Origin of the sequence: Planktothrix sp. FACHB-1365, assembly GCF_014697575.1 — a bacterium.
In the GTDB taxonomy this organism is placed as follows: domain Bacteria; phylum Cyanobacteriota; class Cyanobacteriia; order Cyanobacteriales; family Microcoleaceae; genus Planktothrix.
Window position 1 is genome coordinate 52,429 of the sequence record NZ_JACJSC010000005.1, and the last position, 18,953, is coordinate 71,381.

Here is an 18,953-nt window from a genome sequence, read left to right on the forward strand (position 1 = left end):
TTAAATTAGCTGACGGTTGAGGGTTAACCCTCAATTGACAACCTATTCTAGGACGTACCCATAGAGATCATAAATATCGGCGTCGGTGATTTGGACTTTGATCAGTGAACCTAAACGAGCCTCGCCTTCAATATAGACTAACCCGTCTACTTCGGGGGCGAAACGAGATGAACGACCAATGAGTTCACCAGTTTGCGGCTGTTGTTGTTCAATGAGAACGTCTACGACCTGTCCGATGGATTTTTGATTTTGTTTCAAGGAAATGGGTTGCTGTACCTGCATTAAGGCATCCCGACGCGCCTCCATAACCTCTTGCGGTAGTTGATTGGGTAACTGATAAGCTGGGGTTCCTTCTTCGGGAGAGAAGGTAAACACGCCAACGTGATCAAATTCGTGGCGTTGCACAAATTCCCGTAGGTGTTCAAAGTGTTCCTCAGTTTCCCCTGGAAAGCCAACAATAAAGGTGGTACGCAGTACCGCATCTGGGATGGCGGTTTTCAGTTTTTCAATAATCTGATCGTTGACTCGTCCTTGCCAAGGACGGTTCATCGCCCGTAACACATCGGGGTGTGAATGTTGTAGCGGTAAATCTAAATAAGGTAAAACGTTCGGGGTGTCTTGAATTGCTGCAATTACGTTTGGGGTTAGCCCCGTTGGATAGGCATAGTGCATCCGTATCCAGGGAATATCAACTTTTCCTAATGCCCTTAATAATTCTGCCAGTTTGGGTTCACCGTAGAGATCTAGTCCGTAGTTGGTGGTAATTTGGGAAATGAGTATTATTTCCTGAACCCCTTGATCGGCTAATTGCTGGGCTTCAGTAACAATTGATTCTATAGTACGCGATCGCTGGTTTCCGCGCAAGTGGGGAATAATACAAAAGGCACAGCGATAGTCACAGCCTTCTGCGACTCGCAAATAGGCAACCCCCTCGCTAGTGGTACGATAACGAGGAACGGTTTCATCGGCAATATAGGTGGGTTCGGCCGAAATTTCTTTAACTCGTTCTCCCTGTTCGACCCGTTTGATCACATCGACAATTTTATGATAATCTCCGGTTCCCACCACCGCCACAGCTTCGGGGAGTTCGTCTAAAAGTTGTTCTTGGAAATGCTGCGCCATACAGCCTGTGATCACAATTTTTTTCTTGGCATCCGCTAATTCTACTAAGGTGCGAACGGATTCTTCCCGCGCGGCTTCAATAAAACTACAGGTATTGACGATAACGTAATCGGCTAATTCTTCGTTAGAATCAACTTGATAGCCTGCTTGTACCAGTAAACCGAGGATATGTTCGGAGTCAATGCGATTTTTTTCGCAACCAAGGTGAGAGATCGCAATCGTTGGCTGAGTTGCCATTCTAATAAAATTCTATCTAAAGATTACACAACCAGCCTTATATTATACCACATCTTTTAAGATTTTACTCAAACTGTCATCATCATTATAATTCGTAGGGTGTGTAAGCGCAGCGCACGCACCCCTAGAGAGATTAACTTGAAAGGTTTAAGAAATATACCTATAATCTACTTAGGATAATACTTGCACGGAAAAATAAATTACTTCTCTGGACGGATGACATCAATCAACTCTTTCTCCAAAGATAGATTTATGAGTTAGGCGTGATTATGCGTTGTCTATTCTGTCCTTATCAATTACATCAAGATAAAACCGCAGCGTTTGAGAAAATTACTGATATTATTCATCTCCTTGATTCTGCCCAAGATGCCTCGGAAGATGCAACAGCACAGCATTTAATCAATCAAGCAGTTGATCGGTTATATGATCTGAGAATCCATACTAATAATTCAGGAACCTGTGTAGAACAGTGTTCTCTTTGTCCCTATTAAAATATATTCTTCCTCCTGATAATATCAATCCCTGTTTCCTGTTCCCTGTTCCCTAGTGCTATAACATAGAGAGATTAAAATTGACGGGCTGATCGCATTTTAGGCGGTATTTTCTCAAAAATCAGGAGGTTTAGTGTGTTCTTAAAGCAAATTTTATTACTCGGAACCGTTTTATATTTAGGTGTGGTTGTCCCTGCACCCGTCAACGCGCAATCTGTTCCAGAACCCCAATTACAATTATCTCAACAAGCGGTTCCTGAGCAGAAACGTCAACTGATTAAGGAATTAATTGAACTGACAGGAGGCGAAAAAATGTTTCGCAATGTCAGTCAAATTACAGCCGTACAAATGCAACAAGAGATTAATGGAATTTTACAATCGATTATTCCTGAATCATCGGGGATTTCAGAAGCCAAAAAAGAAGAAATGATCAATACAATCAATGAAGATATGAATCGCATTGTTAGCCAATATAATCAGCGATTAATGGAACAACTTGATTTTAATAAAATTATGGAAACGGTTTATTATCCCCTTTATGATAAATATTTTACCGAAGAAGATTTGCAAGCCATGATTGATTTCTATAATACCCCAACGGGTAAAAAAACGATTACTGTCATGCCAGAACTATTGGTAGAATCGATGCAACGAGTCTCGCAAATTATTCAACCTCAAGCCATCCAAATTTTTAAAGAAATATTTGAACAGGAAATTGAGCGTTTTAATTCTAAATAGGCTGAATATTGATTAAATGTGCTGTTATGATTGGTATGGGGCTCAGGGGTATTTTATTTTCTCCCTGAGCTTCTTCCTTTCCTGTGTCTTCTATCAAAAGCTATATTAAGTTAAATCAGCAGGTGTGAGGGATCTGATTCAATAGATACAGATGGAAACCCCGGTTTCTCTTAGAGAAACAAGATACATTTTCAACCCAGTATACTTAAGGTGGGATAGCCAGCCAGAAAGAAAGACCTATGAATTCCTTATTTTTTAGATTTGCAACATTTGGACTGTTCTCTGTTGGAGCCTTGATTCATGTCCCGGTTGCCAACGCCAGTGTCTCAAAAACAATTTCGATTTTACCTCAATCCTCAGTTCCCTCTGCCGATTTTATCTCCAATTCAGGTGATTCCCGCCTTATTTTGGCTCAAGATGCAACGGAAGAAGAAACCAATATTCAAGTGTATGAAAAGGCTAGTCCGGCTGTCGTTTCCATCGATACTGAAAAAACCAATGGCAGTGGAACGATTATTAGTCCCGATGGTTTAGTATTAACCAATGCCCATGTTGTCTCTAGCGGGGGAACTGTCACCGTTACCTTAGCCGATGGTCGCAAATTAGAAGCGGAGGTGATGGCTTTTGGGGAAGATGGACTTGATTTAGCGGTTCTGAAAATTCGCAATGGGAGAAATTTACCCACTATTCCCATTGCAAGTCCTAATTCGGTGAAAGTTGGTCAACGGGCCTTTGCTATTGGCAACCCCTTTGGTCAATTCCAAAACACCTTAACGGTAGGAATTGTTAGCCGTCTCGATAAAGAGCGGAATTTAATTCAAACCGATGCGGCTATTAACCCTGGTAATTCCGGTGGCCCCTTACTCAACAGTGCTGGGGAATTAATTGGGGTGAATACCGCGATTTTTACACGGGGTCAAGGGGGGGGTAATATTGGCATTGGCTTTGCGATTTCCGTTGATAAAGTTCCCCCGTTTTTGCAAGCTGTTCGAGAGGGACGGGCACCGCGCACGGCTCCGCCAGAAACCCCGGCTTTTGAAACTCAAAATGCTAAACAAATTGAATTAAACGGGCCAGAAGTTACAGATACTTTGAAACAAGGGGATAAAGTTTTACCCGTTGATAATAGTTTTTATCATGTTTATGCTTTTACCGGAAAAGCGGGTCAACAAGTCACTATTGAAATGAATAGTAAGGAGGTTGATTCCTATTTAATTTTGTTAAGTGAAGATGGGAGTGAATTAGCTCAAGATGATGATAGCGGGGGAGAGAATAATGCAAAAATTAGTATTACTTTACCGACGGATGGGACTTATATTTTATTAGTCAATTCTTACGAAGCGGGAGAATCCGGCTCTTATCGTTTAAAGTTGAAAGCAACTGCATTTTCACCCAATGATCCTACAAAAGGTCTGATTTTAAATCAAGAAGGAGAATTAGAAAATACAGACTCGGTATTATCATCCGATGGTAGTTTGTATGACGAATATACCTTTGATGGACAGCAAGGTCAGTCTATTTTGATTCGTTTGGAAAGTCGGGATTTTGATCCCTATTTGGCATTATTTGACCCCCAGGGAAACTTAATTGCTGAAAATGATGATGCGAGTCGGTCAGAGAAAAACGCATCTATTCGAGTGACCTTACCTGCAACAGGTCGGTATCGTGTCGTTGTCAATGCTTATGATAAAACGGGTCGAGGTCAATATTTATTGACCGTTCGTTAACCCCTACATAATTCTATCTCAAGCCACCACCCCAATAGGGGGATTGACATAGACTAATGCTGAGGTTAAATCTGGTTCTGTTCCCCGCTACGCTGAGGTTTTTTATGCAAAAAATGTTAATTTGGACAACAACAATGGGTGTATTGATGTTGCTTCAAACTCCATTGTTGAATGTTCTGAATGTTTCTAAAATTGAATTCTTGAGAGGGTTAATACCTGAAAACGTTTTAGCTCAGGAAACACCCACTCCCCAACCTTCAGTAAGTCCGAGTCCTGTACCGGAGGTTGAAGAAACACCTGCACCCAACCCACCCACCCCAACCCCAACTCCTCAACCTTCTCCTACTGGAGCTCCCCCGACATCGACTCCTAATACTATGTTGTTAGATCAGCAGGGGGAATTGCAAGAGGGAGATAAGGTTTTACCTTCTGATAAAAGTTTGTATGATGAATACACCTTTGACGGACAACAAGGTCAACAAATTACGATTTCTTTAGAAAGTTCTGAGTTTGATACTTATCTGGCGGTTTATACCCCAGACAATCAATTACTGCAAGAACATGATGATATTAATCAAAATAATTCCAATTCTCAAATTACCGTCACGTTACCGAAAACAGGAACCTATCGCGTGATTGTTAATGCTTATGATAGCAAGGGGAAAGGAAAGTATTTGCTTAAAGTTCAGTAAAGTTTAGAGACGTGCGAAGGCGCGTCTCTTTTTCTTATAAGGCAATACTTTCTAACAAAACCCAGTGACGGTTATCAATAATTAATTGACTGACTTGTTCAAAGATTCCGCGACAATGATTGGTACTTTGTAATGCTAAGGCTTCATTTTTAATATAAACGGTCATTTTGGTTTCATTCACCGTAGAAGTTGCGGTATCAAACACCACCTCAGCAATAACTAATTCTTGCACGGTGACTTTCCCTAGGGCTTCCCGTGCAATAATTGAGCTTGGGGTTTGATAGGTGATCTCCAGATTACAAGATTCTAGGATATCAATCATCATCGGTCGTAGATCTTCAATCCCGACATTAACAATAAAAAATCCAGTGTAGCGGGCCATAGAGAACTCCAGAGGTGCGAGAGGCAATTTTGAGTCTAAAAAATTGAGGGTAAACTTAACCTCAGTGATTAAACCATTTCAACGATCATGGTCTATTCCAGACCTTATCATATTTAGAGAAGGTTTGAAATATCGGACGATGATTATTGATTTCAGGGGAGACTGTCAGCCGATGGGGGGAAAATTAATTGTGTTTGAAGGGGTTGAAGGCGGCGGAAAAACGACTCAGATGCAGAGGATTCAAGTTTGGTTGCAAACTGTGACGGATGCACCTGTGGTCATGACCCGCGAACCGGGGGGAACTGTCTTAGGCCAGGAGTTGAGACGTTTATTATTAGAATATCAGGGGGAAGAACTGATTCAAGATCGGGCAGAATTGTTAATGTATGCTGCCGATCGCGCTCAACACGTTGAGGGCTTTCTTAAACCGTTATTATACCAGGGAACGATTATTTTATGCGATCGCTACACAGACTCAACTATTGCGTATCAAGGCTATGGTCGAGGGTTAGATTTGAGTTTAATTGAACAATTGAATCACATTGCGACCCAGGGTTTAGAAAGTGATTTAACGGTATGGTTAGATGTGGATGTGGAACTGGGACTTGCCAGAACTCGCAACCGAGGTAAAATTGATCGCATGGAACAAGCCAGTCTGGAATTTCATCAGCGTGTAAAACAAGGGTTTCAACGATTAGCTGAAACTTATCCAGAGCGAATTGTAACGATTGATGGAACGTTAACGGTTGATGAAGTGACTGAAAAAATTCAATGGGTTTTAAGTCAAAAATTAATAGAATGGGGATTCAGGGTTTAATTAATACCAAATGAATGCTTTTTTTGATCGGTTAATTGAACAACAACCTGCTATTGAGTTATTAACACAAGTAGTAGCCCAAAATCGTATTGCTCCGGCTTATTTATTTGCGGGGGTGGATGGGATTGGTCGGACGTTAGCAGCGAACTGTTTTATTGAATTTTTATTGTGTCAAAATCTCGATAAAAAAGTTGATGAAAAACAAATTCGTTCTCGAATTCAACAAAGAAATCACCCGGATATTCTTTGGGTAGAACCCACTTATTTACATCAAGGAAAACGTCTGTCTGCAAAAGAAGCCGCGGAAGCGGGAGTGAAACGGAAAGCACCGCCTCAAATTCGCATTGAACAAATTCGAGAAATTAGTCAATTTTTAAGTCGTCCTCCCTTAGAAGCGTCTCGATTAATAGTAGTAGTTGAACACGCAGAATCGATGGCAGAATCCGCCGCCAATGGATTATTAAAAACGTTAGAAGAACCGGGAAAAGCAATAATTATTTTAATAGCACCGGGAATTGATTCGTTATTACCAACATTAGTATCTCGGTGTGCAAAAATTCCGTTTTATCGGTTAACGGATGAAGGCATGAAGCAGGTTTTAAAACAACAAAATTTAACGGATATTTTATCCCATACTGAAATTTTAGCAATGGCGCAAGGAAGCCCCGGACAAGCGATTTCCCATTGGCAACAATTACAAACTATTCCAGTAGAATTTTTAAATAAAGTTAAAAAACCTCCGTCTAATTTAAGAGCCGCTTTAGAGTTGGCTAAAGAAATTAGTCAAACCTTGGATAGTGAAGGACAATTGTGGTTAGTGGATTATTTACAACATTGTGATTGGCAAAACCAACAAAAAAAGGGAATCATTGATGATCAATTTTTAAAACAGTTAGAAAAAGCTCGAAAATATTTATTAAATTATGTGCAACCGCGATTAGTTTGGGAATGTACGTTAATGAGTCAATTTTTATCCTAACTTTTTATGACTGGAATTCTGGCTGACAAACAATTTCGTTTTCTTCTCAAACCTAGCGGTAATCTTAAATTGGCAAGGGGATTAAGATTAACTATCGCATTATCAGTTTCTCTCGCCGTTGGACAATTAACAGGTCATCCTGATGTCGGTTTTGCGGTCGGAATTGATAGTTTATTTTTTCTTCTGAGTGATGCGGGGGGATTTTATTCAACACGGGCAATTTCTTTACTATTTACGATTATAATTTCTACGGGATTAGTTACGTTAGCAACCTTAGTTTCCAATATTTTATTGTTTAAACTAATATTAACATTTTTCAGCTTATTTTTTGCCGGATATATTGCTGTATTTGGACATCCTGGGGTGTTGTCGGGAATTGTGATTGGCTTATTTACTTTAGTAACCTTATATTTACCTGCTGGAGGTTGGGAAATTGCGAGTGAAAGAGCGATGATTTGTCTGATAGCAGGAGGATGGACAATGATCTTGTGTTTAGGAATTTGGCCGTTAAATCCCTATCTTCCCTTAAAAAAATCGATTAGTCAATGTTATCAAGCTATTGCAGACTATATTAATCAGGGTAAAAATTGTTCTTCAATAGAAGAATTAAAACGGGTGAATCAACTTCGAGAAACCTTAGAAAATGCTCGTCAAGCTTGGACATTAAACCGTAAATTAAGGTTAGGAAATACGCCGTTTGGGGAAGCCGTTATTATTTTAGTTCAGGATGCTGATCATTTAATTACATCCATTGTCACCTTAACAGAATTAGCCCAACTTCATCAATATGATCCCCAATTTATCACCGTTGGTCTTTTAGTTGATGATGCTTTAGCAAAAATAGCTTTATTTTGTCAAAATTTAATTAAACTTTTATGGAATCAATCGGTTTCTATTGATAGTTATAATTTAAAACGGATTGCAATAGCAATCGCTCAACAAAAACAACTACAACAACAAACAATTGGCAATCAAGTTGAAGATTATCCGGCTTTAGTGATTATAGAAACCATTGTTTCAACCTTAGAAACGATTATTCGTCAATTAGATTGTACCGCAAAAACTATCACTCAAATCAGAAAGAATCAATCGATTAATCACCCCCAAAAAGATAAAATATTATCCGCAGAAACCGAAACTTTATCCCAATTTAAACTAATATCGGGGTTAGATCCCTTGCGAGATAACTTTACCTTAGATTCTAGCTTTTTTCGTCATGGGTTACGGTTAGGAATTATGACAACTATGGGGGTTGCTATTTATAGTGTAGCTGAACTTCCCCAGGGAAATTGGTTAACAATCACAATTTTAGTTGTCCTACAACCTAATTTTGGTGGAACGTTTCAACGGTTTTTCCATCGAATGTTCGGAACAATAATAGGGGCAATCATTACCCCTATTCTTTGGATGAGTATTCCCAATTCCTTGATTTTAGAAAGTCTTAATTTGGGTTCTATTATTTTAGGATTTTCTTTAGTTCCCTTTCATTATGGTTTAGCTGTATTTTTTATTTCTATTTTTGCCATTGGATTAGAAATGAGTCGAGAGGGGGGAAATTGGCAAGTGGCAATGGTTCGTTTTCTCTGGACTTGTATCGGTGCTGCGTTAGCATTTGTCGGTGCATTTGTGTTGTTTAGATCTCAGGAAAAAGAACAGCTATCGGCTAAATTACTTAAGGCAATTACAGCATCTAATGATTATTTTAATATGGTTTTATCGGTTTATTTAGGAACTGCATCCGATGATTTAAACAGAATAACAAAACAACGACAAAAAACCCGTTTAGCTTATTTTAATGCTCAAGCGGCATTACAGCAGTTAAGTAGTGATCCCAATACCTCCACTGCGGAAATCGAACCGAAAATGACCTTATTAATTTATTTGCATCGATTTAGTCGGTCTGTTAGTATTTTATTGGCACAATTAGAACATTTTACAGGGACTGAACCCCATCCTGAATTAGCGACTTTTGTTGAACAAGTGAATCAATTTTTTGATCAATTAGTTAATGGAATTTTAACCGGAACTTTACCACCAGCTTTTCCCAATTTTGAACCCTCTATCCAAGCGATACAAAACCATTTACACGCCTTACAAGCAACTCGACTACAAGAGTTTGCACGAGAGCAAAACTATACCCCTACTCGTCAAATTTTAAAGGATTATACAATTTTAGGAATTGAACTCAATCAAATGCTTGATTCTCTTAATTCCATTCATTCAACGATGATTCGCTATTGAAAAACCCCTCAAATATTAGTGAGGGGTTGATCATTCTAAAGGATTAAGTTGTTAACATTTTAATTTGAAATTATATGAAATCTTTAAATGTTGGCTACACATCTCCCCCCTTTTTAAGGGGTTGGGGGGGATCATCTGTAGCGTTCATAATGGGATTTCATATTAGTTCAACCATTCAGGTACTGCTTCTTCTTTCGTGTTGGTGTGACGTTCAGGGGTTTCACGCACAAACTTGAGGTGAACAGAACGGGTTTGCTCTCCATCCGCAGCAACGGCGAAAATGGGGAAATCGAGTAAACCGTCTTGGAAGGACATTTGTAAGCGGAATGTGCCATCGGGGTTAAGTTTGATGGGACGTCCGCCAATGGTTAAGTTAGCGTCGGGTTCGGTCGCACCATAAATAATCAGTTCAGCATCAGCGACTAACCAAAACTCGCGAGGACGTATCGGTGGCATTGAAGAGCCCATCCCAATACCAGACATTCCCATACCAGACATGGTATAGCCTAATCCTGCACCGGACATACTCATTCCAGCACCGGACATGGTTTGTCCGACACCAGATTGAGTATAACCGACTCCAGATTGAGTATAACCGACTCCAGATTGAGTATAACCGACTCCAGATTGAGTATAACCGACTCCAGATTGAGTATAACCAACACCAGATTGAGTGTAACCGACTCCAGATTGAGTATAACCAACACCGGATTGAGTGTAACCGACTCCAGATTGAGTATAACCAACACCGGATTGAGTGTAACCGACTCCAGATTGAGTATAACCAACACCAGATTGAGTATAACCAACACCGGATTGAGTGTAACCGACACCGGACTGGGTGTAACCGACACCGGACTGGGTGTAACCCATACCCACACCAGACATTCCGATACCAGACATCGTTTGACCGATACCGACACCGGACATAATTTGTCCAACGCCAGATTGGGTATAACCGACACCGGACTGGGTGTAACCCATACCCACACCAGACATTCCGATACCGGACATCGTTTGACCAATACCTAAACCTGCGCCCGACATTCCGACACCGGAAGTAGTGTAACCGACACCGGACTGGGTATAACCCAAACCTGCGCCCGACATTCCGATACCGGACATCGTTTGACCAATACCTAAACCTGCGCCCGACATTCCGACACCGGAAGTAGTGTAACCGACACCGGACTGGGTATAACCCAAACCTGCGCCCGACATTCCGATACCAGAGAGGGTTTGACCAATACCTAAACCTGCGCCCGACATTCCGACACCGGAAGTGGTGTAACCGACACCGGACTGGGTATAACCCAAACCTGCGCCCGACATTCCGATACCGGACATCGTTTGACCAATACCTAAACCTGCGCCCGACATTCCGACACCGGAAGTAGTGTAACCTGCACCGGACTGGGTATAACCCAAACCTGCGCCCGACATTCCGATACCAGAGAGGGTTTGACCAATACCTGCACCGGACATGATTTGTCCAACACCGGACATACCCACACCGGACAGGGTTTCACCCACTCCAGAGGCCCACATTCCCACACCCGAAGGAAAGATAAAGGAACTCACCGTCTCTTGGGGTTTGACGACTTGGTGCATGGAACCAAACAGAGAACCTGCGATGCGTTTGGCTTCTGCTTCCCTGGATAACCCAAATAAATCGTCGTGAACCCCTGCCAGGACATAGGTTTTGCTGGGGACGGGGAATTCATAAAAGGTTTTCCCTTGTAATTCTTCGTCCCAAGACACAGTAATAAATTGATCGTCAATCCATTCTGCGGGATAAACCGGAGGAATGCGAGTTGCAGCAGAACGCGCTAATCCTAACCAACGACCATCTACACAGCGATAACCAATTTCAACTACATAGTCGCGGTCACTGACAGGAACTGGTAAATACCATTCCCGTGCTAATTCATCACAGGGATATTCTTGAATACTATGGGGACTTTGAGACTTTAACTCAATATCGGTAACATCATAAATCCGTAGAGCCAGTTGTTGTCCGCCTTGACGCCGACACATTTCTTTGTGTTCGTTAGAGACATCCCAGTAAGCATAGGCCCATTCAGGATCTCTGGGCATCATGACGATTTGGCTTTCACCATATCCAATCGGTAAATCTACTAACCCCTCATCCACTGAGGATAAGGAATCATCGATTTGATAGTTTTGACTGACGACGGAAAACTTTGCGACTTCCACTACTTCTTGTGCCTCCAATGCGCGTGATGGATTAGGGGTTCCAAATTTTTGACTTTCGATTTCTTGAATAGCTTCTAAAAGCTGAGATTTACGCATTCGGCTATAGCGAGAAATGCTATATTCACTTGCGACCTTGCGGAGTTGCCGTAGGGTCATATCTTCTAAAGGTGGACGTTCCTTTGGCATAAAAGGGTGATCTCCATTGGTTTAAACAGCAGATGGATAACTCTGTAGAAATTCTTCGGGATCATGGGGATCGCTTGATTAATGACCATGTTGCAGAAAATATTGAATTTGGTCAAGGGGTAACTAAAGGTATTGATGAGTAAATATACACAGTTTTCCCGGTTTTGGGGATCGTAATGTTATGAAACCCTGACATTTTGAGGAAAAAAAATCCTCTTTGGGATCAAAGAGGGAAACCGGGATCGGAAATAAATTAGCGGATTACTTGCCAATCTTCAATACGCCATTCGCCATCCTTGCGAATAAAGCGATATTGAATTTGCAAAGAAGCATTTTCAGTATTTTGGAGTTGACCCTGACTGTAAAATTGAGCCTGTTCCTCAACATCCGCATAGGCAACGGCTTGATTGGGATTGGCTTGATCCATCTGGACTTCAGTAACTTTCAGACTATGTTTGTAGGTGCGATGGGAACCCTCTTGTTTCATCGTTTCTGCCATCCCCACCCAACGAGCTAGGGCTGGATCAACTAAAATTTGTCGCAACCCTTCAACTTGATGCTCAGGCCCCATAGCAGCCGATTTCACCGACAACCATTGGTTAAGTTTGGCTTCAGCCACTTCCGGGGTAATTTTTTCCGGTTCTGCGGTTACAGGTTTGGGTTCAGGAATCGGTAAGGGAGGCTGGTTTAACTGCACCATTGCCTGTTCCCCTTTCAATTTAGGCCCAGACCAGCCCAAAACGTCTGCTAAGGCTCCAAAAGCAAGCGACAGTAAAAACCACAGTAACCAAATCCCCAACAATCCCCCCACACCCAAAATTAACAACCGACGCCATTTAGTCGCATCATTTTTCCGTTGAATACGGCGGAGGCTGCTGCTATTAGCTGGAGGAGGTACAGTGGTTGGTGTCGGGGTGGGCGGGGTCGTCCCCGATGATGTAGGTTCAGGAATCGTAGAAGGGGGAGTTTCCTTGGATGTGGAAGAACTGCGACGGGAAGATTCAGATTTACGACTTCCCTGTAACGATGTTGAGGCAGAACCCGCTTCAACGGAAGTCCGAATACTCGGTGGAGGAGGGGCGGACAACAGGGGGGAAACGGATTCGTTAACCTGAACTCCTGACACTTCCGAATTCACGCGGGTTCCCGTTGTCAGGGGAGACTCTAGGGGCGTGTTGGTCAGTTGAATATTCGTGGGGGTTGGACTGGATTTTGACGGTGTACCAGGACGGCGAGGCTGAACCACAACCCACTCATTGGAAGGGTTGCCCGTTTCATTCGGTAGGGCTTCCAGGTAAGCTTGGACATGGGGATCAGCAAAATAATCTTTTAAAGAAACCGACTTATCCAGCAAATCCCGAAAATGCGGAAAGACCTCATCTTGTAACCAACTTTCCGCGTAGAGACATAATCCTGGTAATAAATCAGGGGAATTCTGGGAATTTTCTCGGATAAAGGCAATGGGTTCCCGTTCCTGACTTAATTCCAAAGAACGACTGGCTTCTTCCGTTTGCCCTAACAATAAAGCACAAACGGCTTTTTCTAAATGTACATCTTGCCGCCGTCCTAACTGCATCAACATTAATTTGGCTTTGCGAATCAAGGCGGGTTGCGCTTCGGCAAAGCCTTGGGCAATTAAGGCATAAACCGCTAAATAGGTAGCAACGGCAGAGGGGCGACGAGCTTCGGCTTCAAACAACCCTTGTTGTTCAGTGGTGGTCATGTAGCGACGGAGTTGCTGCACAAACCGCAGGAAGTCTTCGACGCCTAACCCAGATTGATCCTCCCCTTGACCGTCAATACCGCCCCGTTCATGGAGCATTTCTCGCAGGAGTTGCAATCCTTTGCGACGTTCTGCGGCTTTTTCTAAGGGAAGTTGGAGTAATTCTAAAATCCGGTAAGGACGGAGTTTGTAGAGATCCGTTTGCATTTCACCTCTCAAACTGGCAAACAAGCTTTCTCGTAATAATAGATTTTGTCCAGCCTCTAAGGAAGAAGCGGCGTTTTCATATTGTCCTTGTTGCCATTGCTCCCGACCCAATTCTAAATAGGCTGAGGTAACGGTCAATATAATATCAGGAACAATCAGAGCCGGATCACCAAAACGACCATCTTTGAGGCCAATACTGCCATTACTAAGATAGGGGTGACATAATTTCACCACTAATTCATATTCCCCTAATTCATGGAGTAATAATAATGCCCCCACAAATTGTTTATCCTCGATCTCAATACTGGGTGTGTGAGAGTCGATGACGGGTTCTAAAGCAGTGGCTTCGCTGGTGGCACGTTTGCCAAAAGCGGGAGTTTTAACTTCTGATTCGGGTTCGTAGGTTTTGGCTAAAAACCCCATATCATAAGCTTGACGTTGATCGGCATCCGATAGAACTGCATACGCCTCATCAATCAATTGCTTGCGTGCGGTGATCGCCTGATCAGAATACTCCCGTCTAGGAAGTTGCAAAGTGCGATCACGGTGCGCTTGCTTAAGTTGCTCAGGAGTTGCTTGAATCGGTAAGCCTAATATTCGGTAATAATCGAGTGGAATACGCACGGGCCACTTCCCCAACGGTGAGAAACTGATGTAGCTATATTAGCAGGGAATGGGTCTAGGGCAAGAACAGGAGGGTTGAGGTGGCCGGGGTCAAGGTAGGAAAAAAGAGCCTCGGAAGCAAGGTCGGGCTATTTTGATGCTAAAAATTAATGATTATGGGGTAGGTATATCTTGCCAGAAGGGTTGTTCATTTCCGAGACGAGTGGTATTTGTGGCAGTGTAAATATTACCTTGTAATTCTTGATAGTAATCATCCTCTAGGAAATCAACATTAATTCCAGCTACGGCAACCCGGCGTTTAAAATCTTCTTGAGTATAGTCTCGCCCATCAATTAACGGCCCTTTGGGATTAGAAACTAATAATTCACCATTGACATAAACACAATTAATTAAATTCGGCCACCACGCATATCCACTATAACTAAAGATTGCCGGAATTTCAATAATTTGATCAGTTCTCAGATTAAATTCTTTTTTAAGTTGATTAATTAGGGGATCAATTTTTTGCTTTTGTAAATTCTGATTATGTTGGATCAATAATTGATTATTTAAAGCCGCCCTGACGGTGGTTTGAGTGCTTAATTCTCGATTAATTGCTGCTCCTTCATAGCCTTGTTTTTCCAGTTCTTTGAGGAGTTTAATTCCTTCTCCTGGACTAGCAATTAACATTAAGGGTTCACCGGAGGGACTGGGAATAAAATTAATAATTTCATCGACATGACGCACCATTAACCAAGAGGTATCAATAGCAACGGGATCACCTTGAATCTTTTGGGCTTTTAAAAACTCCAGAACTTCGGGATTTAAACTGACATTATCGGCTGTACCGTAATAAATTCTGCCTAATGGATATTTCGGTAAAGCGGGAGTAACGGCTAAATTATTATACCAATCTGCCCATTGATTAAATACATCTAATTGGCGAGGTTTACCGACTTCAAACCAGCCAAAATTTTGATTCATTAAAGATTGAGCATAATCATCACTTTCGGTGCTCCGGTTTCCTTTTAAAACAACAGGATATTCCTCTAAACCTTCAGCTTTAGGAAATTGCACATAACCAATTTCTTGAGTTCCTTTCATCCATAAGGTTGCCCCTGGTGTTACTTTAACATTAGCTCCGGTTTTTTCAACAATTGTTTTTACCGCTTGAACAATAGTTTGATTATCGCCGCGATCGCTAATATGAACTTCAGAAACGGGTGCAGTATTCGGAGACATAATCCAAGGGGCTACTCCCATTGAAATAGTATCAGTTGCGATGATAATTCCCTGTTTACGGGCGACGGCTTTTAAATTAATTAAACCTGACCAATTTTGATTGGCAAATTGTTTTGCTTCTACGCCTAAAATAATATCTGAACTAAATTCTAAAGGGGTTATACCGGATAAATCAACAGGTTTCCATCCGGTTGAGGTTTTTTGGAATAAATTAATATAAGGTCTTGCTGTTTCATCAACACTCATCAATAATTCTGAACCATTATAATCTTGAGAAACTTTAAAATGAACTACTGCTAAATCCTTTTCATCTTCAGCCCCATTCACCCCTTTTTCTCGCCAGTCGGGTAAGCCACTGCGATCATCATCATCATTATTAAATAAGACTAACGGCCCAACGGATAAAGACCATTGTTCTGGGCGTTGTTCATCGACTTCATTTACAATACCATCTCGGTTAGTATCTCCATACAGTTTAAACCCTGGAAATTGAGGATTAGCGGTGGAAATGGGGGAAATGGTTTGTGGTTTTTCGGGTTGTTCTTTTTGAGATTGTTGTGCTAACGCTCGTTGATAAGTGGCGATCGCTAAATACCCTTGATATTCTACAATTTTATCAATAGCTTTAGCACTTAAAAAAGATTCTCTAGGAATTTTTCTTAACGTATCAATAGCTTGAACCCATAATTGTTGTGCTGTTTCCCAATCTTTAACGGTATGGGTTTCGGGTTGTTTACCAAAGGTTGCCGCTTCCGTAGCTATTTTAATCGCTTGATTCCAAGTTTCTAGGGTTGTTTCTTCAAATTTAATTTGGGTTTCAACTTGACGGTTTGCTTTAACTAAGGTTTCATATTGTTTGAGTTGTAGTTGATATTCCCAAGCTTCTAAATTACTATTAATATCGGGAGGATTAGAGGCTTTCTTTAATTCGGCTTGAATGCGATCGCGCAGTTGATATAATTCAGGTAAGGATTTCGGTGTAATTTCGATGGTTTCAAAATTAGGATTTTTGCGAGTATCGGTTTCAAATCCTTGCAATTGCAGTCCTGAATCGTTAATGTGATACTCTAAATCCAAATCCGTTGGTGCGGACTGAGCGAAAGTTGGAGGGGCGGGAACCCAAATAATTCCAACGACTACACCGAAAGCATTAATTAAAGCAACAGCAATGTAGCGCATCCAGTTCATGATCCATCCTCAGCTATCCTGATTGATTGTACCTGAAATTTGTCTCACTGTTGATAGGGGTGAGAGAAAAATTTAGCAACTTCTCTGAGGATGCAACACTAAAGTTAGTCCGGTGGCTATTCTACAAGTTTATATGAAATCCCTAAATGTTTGCTACAAATCCCCCTGTAGAGACGTTGCATGCAACGTCTCTACAGGGGGGATCATCTGTAGCGTTCATAAGGGGATGGAATATTAGAAGAAATTGGTTTTTTTAGCCAATTCCTAACAAATCATCACTAATATTCACAATATTAATACTATTTTTAATAATATTAATATCGGTGGTATTAGCAACAACACCGAAAATATTTCCCGTTGTTGTTTGACGAATAATGATTCCTTGGGAGGCTCCAGTAGCGAGTTGAAAATTGGCAGTTTGATCAAAGGTTTCTAAGGTGATTTCTTCAGAGGTAAGACTAGCAACAATCAAAATTTGATCGCCTTCTGTAGCATTAAAATCAGTAATTAAATCGGCTTCAGTAGCGTTTAGAGGAACTTCTGCGGGGTTTGCACCTAAAATAAATAGATCAGCATCAGTACCCCCAGTTAAAATATCAAAGTCTAAATCTCCAATTAAAATATCTCGTCCTGCACCACCATCTAAATTATCTTTTCCTTTCCCTCCTCTTAATAAATCTTCTCCATCCCCTCCCATTAAGAAATCATCCTCACGATTCCCATTAATAATATCATTTCCATTATCCCCTTTGAGGGTATCATTTCCCTGACCGCCCCGAAGTAAATCAATGCCTTCTGCACCAGATAATTGATCATTTCCGGTGTTTCCATTCATGACATCGGTTTGATGAGAACCGACTAAAATATCATCCCCTGCTAAGGCTAATATTCCTCCGGGATTATTAATTGTCCATTCCGGTAAAATCACGCCGCTCGGTTGTTGGGGAAAATTAAAAGTGTTGGGGGGTGCTAGAACGTCAATATCATCCGTTAATATAAATAATTGTGAGGATTGTCCTGATAATTGGGTTAGGGTTTTATAACTGCTTAAAAGATTAATATCGGTGAGAATTTGACTGGGTTTAACTTCCAAAGTTGGGGCTGTATTCAGAGTAATTTGAGGGTTTTGTTCTAATAATTTCTGAACCCAAGGTTCTGCAATGGGCAGAATAGTGTTAAATAAAGGTTCATATTGGGGAAAAAATGTGAAAATTAGGGGTTCAGCAACAGGCCAAATTACATTACTGACAAAATTAATAATTTTTTTAAACATATCCAGAACATCCGAAGTGCGACTGATAAATCGGTTAGTTATCTTAATTTTGCACTTTTATTTCCTAGAATTCAGGATAAATTTTTAAGAAGAATTGAAAGCCAATCAAAAAATAGAGATACATGAATTTGTATCTCTTAAATCAGACTGATTAATGTTGGCGATTCTATTCTGAAAAATCGGTTTCTGAATGTTCCCCTTGATTAAACCAGAGTAACCGAATTCCTAAAACTCCAAACCCAATAGCAGCAGCAATTTTAACAAGATGGGTCGGTAAAACTTCTGCAACCCCTTGTCCCACCATGACCCCTAAAAAACTTGCTAATAATAGGGCTGCGGCTGTACCCAAAAAGATCGGACGGGGGGATTTGGTGCTTCCACTTAAAGCGATCGCTGCTACTTGACTTTTATCCCCTAATTCTGATAAAAAAACCGTAATAAAACTCAATCCTAATAGTTGAAAATCCATAGATTTATTCTAATTTTATGAGTGTAAAACTTCCCAAATTAATAATGCAGAAATCACTAATAAACTGCTTCCGGCTAACCGTTCCAAGGTTCGGGGAGAGATGCGTGTAGCTAACCATTGACCCAGTAAAACCCCTAATAAACTGGTTAATACTAAGGCACTTCCTGCACCCGCAAAAACAATCCAAGGAGCATGAGATTCTGCCGTCATCAATAAAGTTGTGAGTTGGGTTTTATCTCCAATTTCTGCTAAAAAAATAGTAATAAAAGTGGAAACAAAAATTTTCCAAGTCTTGGGACTCACTAAATTTTGAAAGGGATTAGCCTTTTTGGCAGAACTAGCGGATGCAGTTAGTCGGTCTTCCTGAACGTTAACAAGGATCGGGGATGAACTCATAGGTTGAGGGTCTGGATATTGAG

At 41.2% G+C, this 18,953-nt stretch carries 15 protein-coding genes; 7 read left to right on the plus strand and 8 right to left on the minus strand.

Going from position 1 to position 18,953, the window contains the following annotated elements; all coding sequences use genetic code 11:
• Positions 1–42: 42 nt before the first annotated feature.
• Positions 43–1,359, minus strand: coding sequence for a 30S ribosomal protein S12 methylthiotransferase RimO (gene rimO, locus H6G57_RS08845; RefSeq protein WP_190517762.1), 1,317 nt, complete (start codon positions 1,357–1,359; stop codon positions 43–45).
• Positions 1,360–1,628: 269 nt separating this feature from the next.
• Here rimO and H6G57_RS08850 point away from each other — a divergent pair, with 269 nt between their 5' ends.
• The 4 genes from H6G57_RS08850 (at position 1,629) to H6G57_RS29550 (ending at position 5,007) form a co-directional block, all read left to right on the plus strand.
• On the plus strand, positions 1,629–1,850 hold the full coding sequence (locus tag H6G57_RS08850; protein WP_190517764.1) for a hypothetical protein: 222 nt from the start codon (positions 1,629–1,631) through the stop codon (positions 1,848–1,850).
• Positions 1,851–1,985: 135 nt separating this feature from the next.
• Positions 1,986–2,588: a DUF2059 domain-containing protein gene (locus H6G57_RS29595; protein WP_190517765.1), complete on the plus strand. Its 603-nt coding sequence runs from the start codon at positions 1,986–1,988 to the stop codon at positions 2,586–2,588.
• Between the two features lie 239 nt (positions 2,589–2,827).
• Positions 2,828–4,315 carry a DVUA0089 family protein gene (locus tag H6G57_RS08860; RefSeq protein ID WP_190517767.1) on the plus strand — a complete coding sequence of 496 codons (1,488 nt, stop codon included), beginning with the start codon at positions 2,828–2,830 and terminating at the stop codon, positions 4,313–4,315.
• Positions 4,316–4,419: 104 nt separating this feature from the next.
• Positions 4,420–5,007, plus strand: coding sequence for a PPC domain-containing protein (locus H6G57_RS29550; protein WP_190517769.1), 588 nt, complete (start codon positions 4,420–4,422; stop codon positions 5,005–5,007).
• Positions 5,008–5,041: 34 nt separating this feature from the next.
• Here H6G57_RS29550 and H6G57_RS08870 read toward each other — a convergent pair whose 3' ends face one another.
• Positions 5,042–5,389, minus strand: a complete 348-nt coding sequence (locus H6G57_RS08870) for a hypothetical protein (protein WP_190517770.1) — start codon at positions 5,387–5,389, stop codon at positions 5,042–5,044.
• Positions 5,390–5,561: 172 nt separating this feature from the next.
• On the opposite strand from H6G57_RS08870, the gene tmk reads away from it, so the two are divergent.
• Genes tmk through H6G57_RS08885 form a run of 3 tightly spaced genes read left to right on the plus strand, consistent with a single transcriptional unit; the run spans position 5,562 to position 9,426 of the window.
• On the plus strand, positions 5,562–6,206 hold the full coding sequence (gene tmk, locus H6G57_RS08875) for a dTMP kinase (RefSeq protein ID WP_190518065.1): 645 nt from the start codon (positions 5,562–5,564) through the stop codon (positions 6,204–6,206).
• Between the two features lie 10 nt (positions 6,207–6,216).
• Positions 6,217–7,185: a DNA polymerase III subunit delta' gene (gene holB / locus H6G57_RS08880; RefSeq protein WP_190517772.1), complete on the plus strand. Its 969-nt coding sequence runs from the start codon at positions 6,217–6,219 to the stop codon at positions 7,183–7,185.
• 6 nt (positions 7,186–7,191) lie between these two features.
• Complete coding sequence (locus tag H6G57_RS08885) at positions 7,192–9,426, plus strand: FUSC family protein (protein WP_190517773.1); 2,235 nt, start codon at positions 7,192–7,194, stop codon at positions 9,424–9,426.
• 162 nt (positions 9,427–9,588) lie between these two features.
• Here H6G57_RS08885 and H6G57_RS29740 read toward each other — a convergent pair whose 3' ends face one another.
• The 6 genes from H6G57_RS29740 to H6G57_RS08915 form a co-directional block, all read right to left on the minus strand.
• Complete coding sequence (locus H6G57_RS29740) at positions 9,589–11,829, minus strand: DUF4912 domain-containing protein (protein WP_190517775.1); 2,241 nt, start codon at positions 11,827–11,829, stop codon at positions 9,589–9,591.
• Positions 11,830–12,082: 253 nt separating this feature from the next.
• Positions 12,083–14,383 (minus strand): IMS domain-containing protein, encoded by a 2,301-nt coding sequence (locus H6G57_RS08895; RefSeq protein ID WP_190517777.1) that lies wholly within the window; start codon positions 14,381–14,383, stop codon positions 12,083–12,085.
• A 153-nt stretch (positions 14,384–14,536) separates the two neighbouring features.
• Positions 14,537–16,792, minus strand: a complete 2,256-nt coding sequence (locus tag H6G57_RS08900) for a protein-arginine deiminase family protein (RefSeq protein WP_190517778.1) — start codon at positions 16,790–16,792, stop codon at positions 14,537–14,539.
• A 253-nt stretch (positions 16,793–17,045) separates the two neighbouring features.
• Entirely contained in the window at positions 17,046–18,065 is a 1,020-nt protein-coding gene (locus tag H6G57_RS08905) for a calcium-binding protein (protein WP_190517780.1), read from the minus strand.
• Between the two features lie 166 nt (positions 18,066–18,231).
• On the minus strand, positions 18,232–18,534 hold the full coding sequence (locus H6G57_RS08910; RefSeq protein ID WP_072718948.1) for a TMEM165/GDT1 family protein: 303 nt from the start codon (positions 18,532–18,534) through the stop codon (positions 18,232–18,234).
• 15 nt (positions 18,535–18,549) lie between these two features.
• Positions 18,550–18,930 (minus strand): TMEM165/GDT1 family protein, encoded by a 381-nt coding sequence (locus H6G57_RS08915; protein WP_190517781.1) that lies wholly within the window; start codon positions 18,928–18,930, stop codon positions 18,550–18,552.
• Positions 18,931–18,953: the final 23 nt, after the last annotated feature.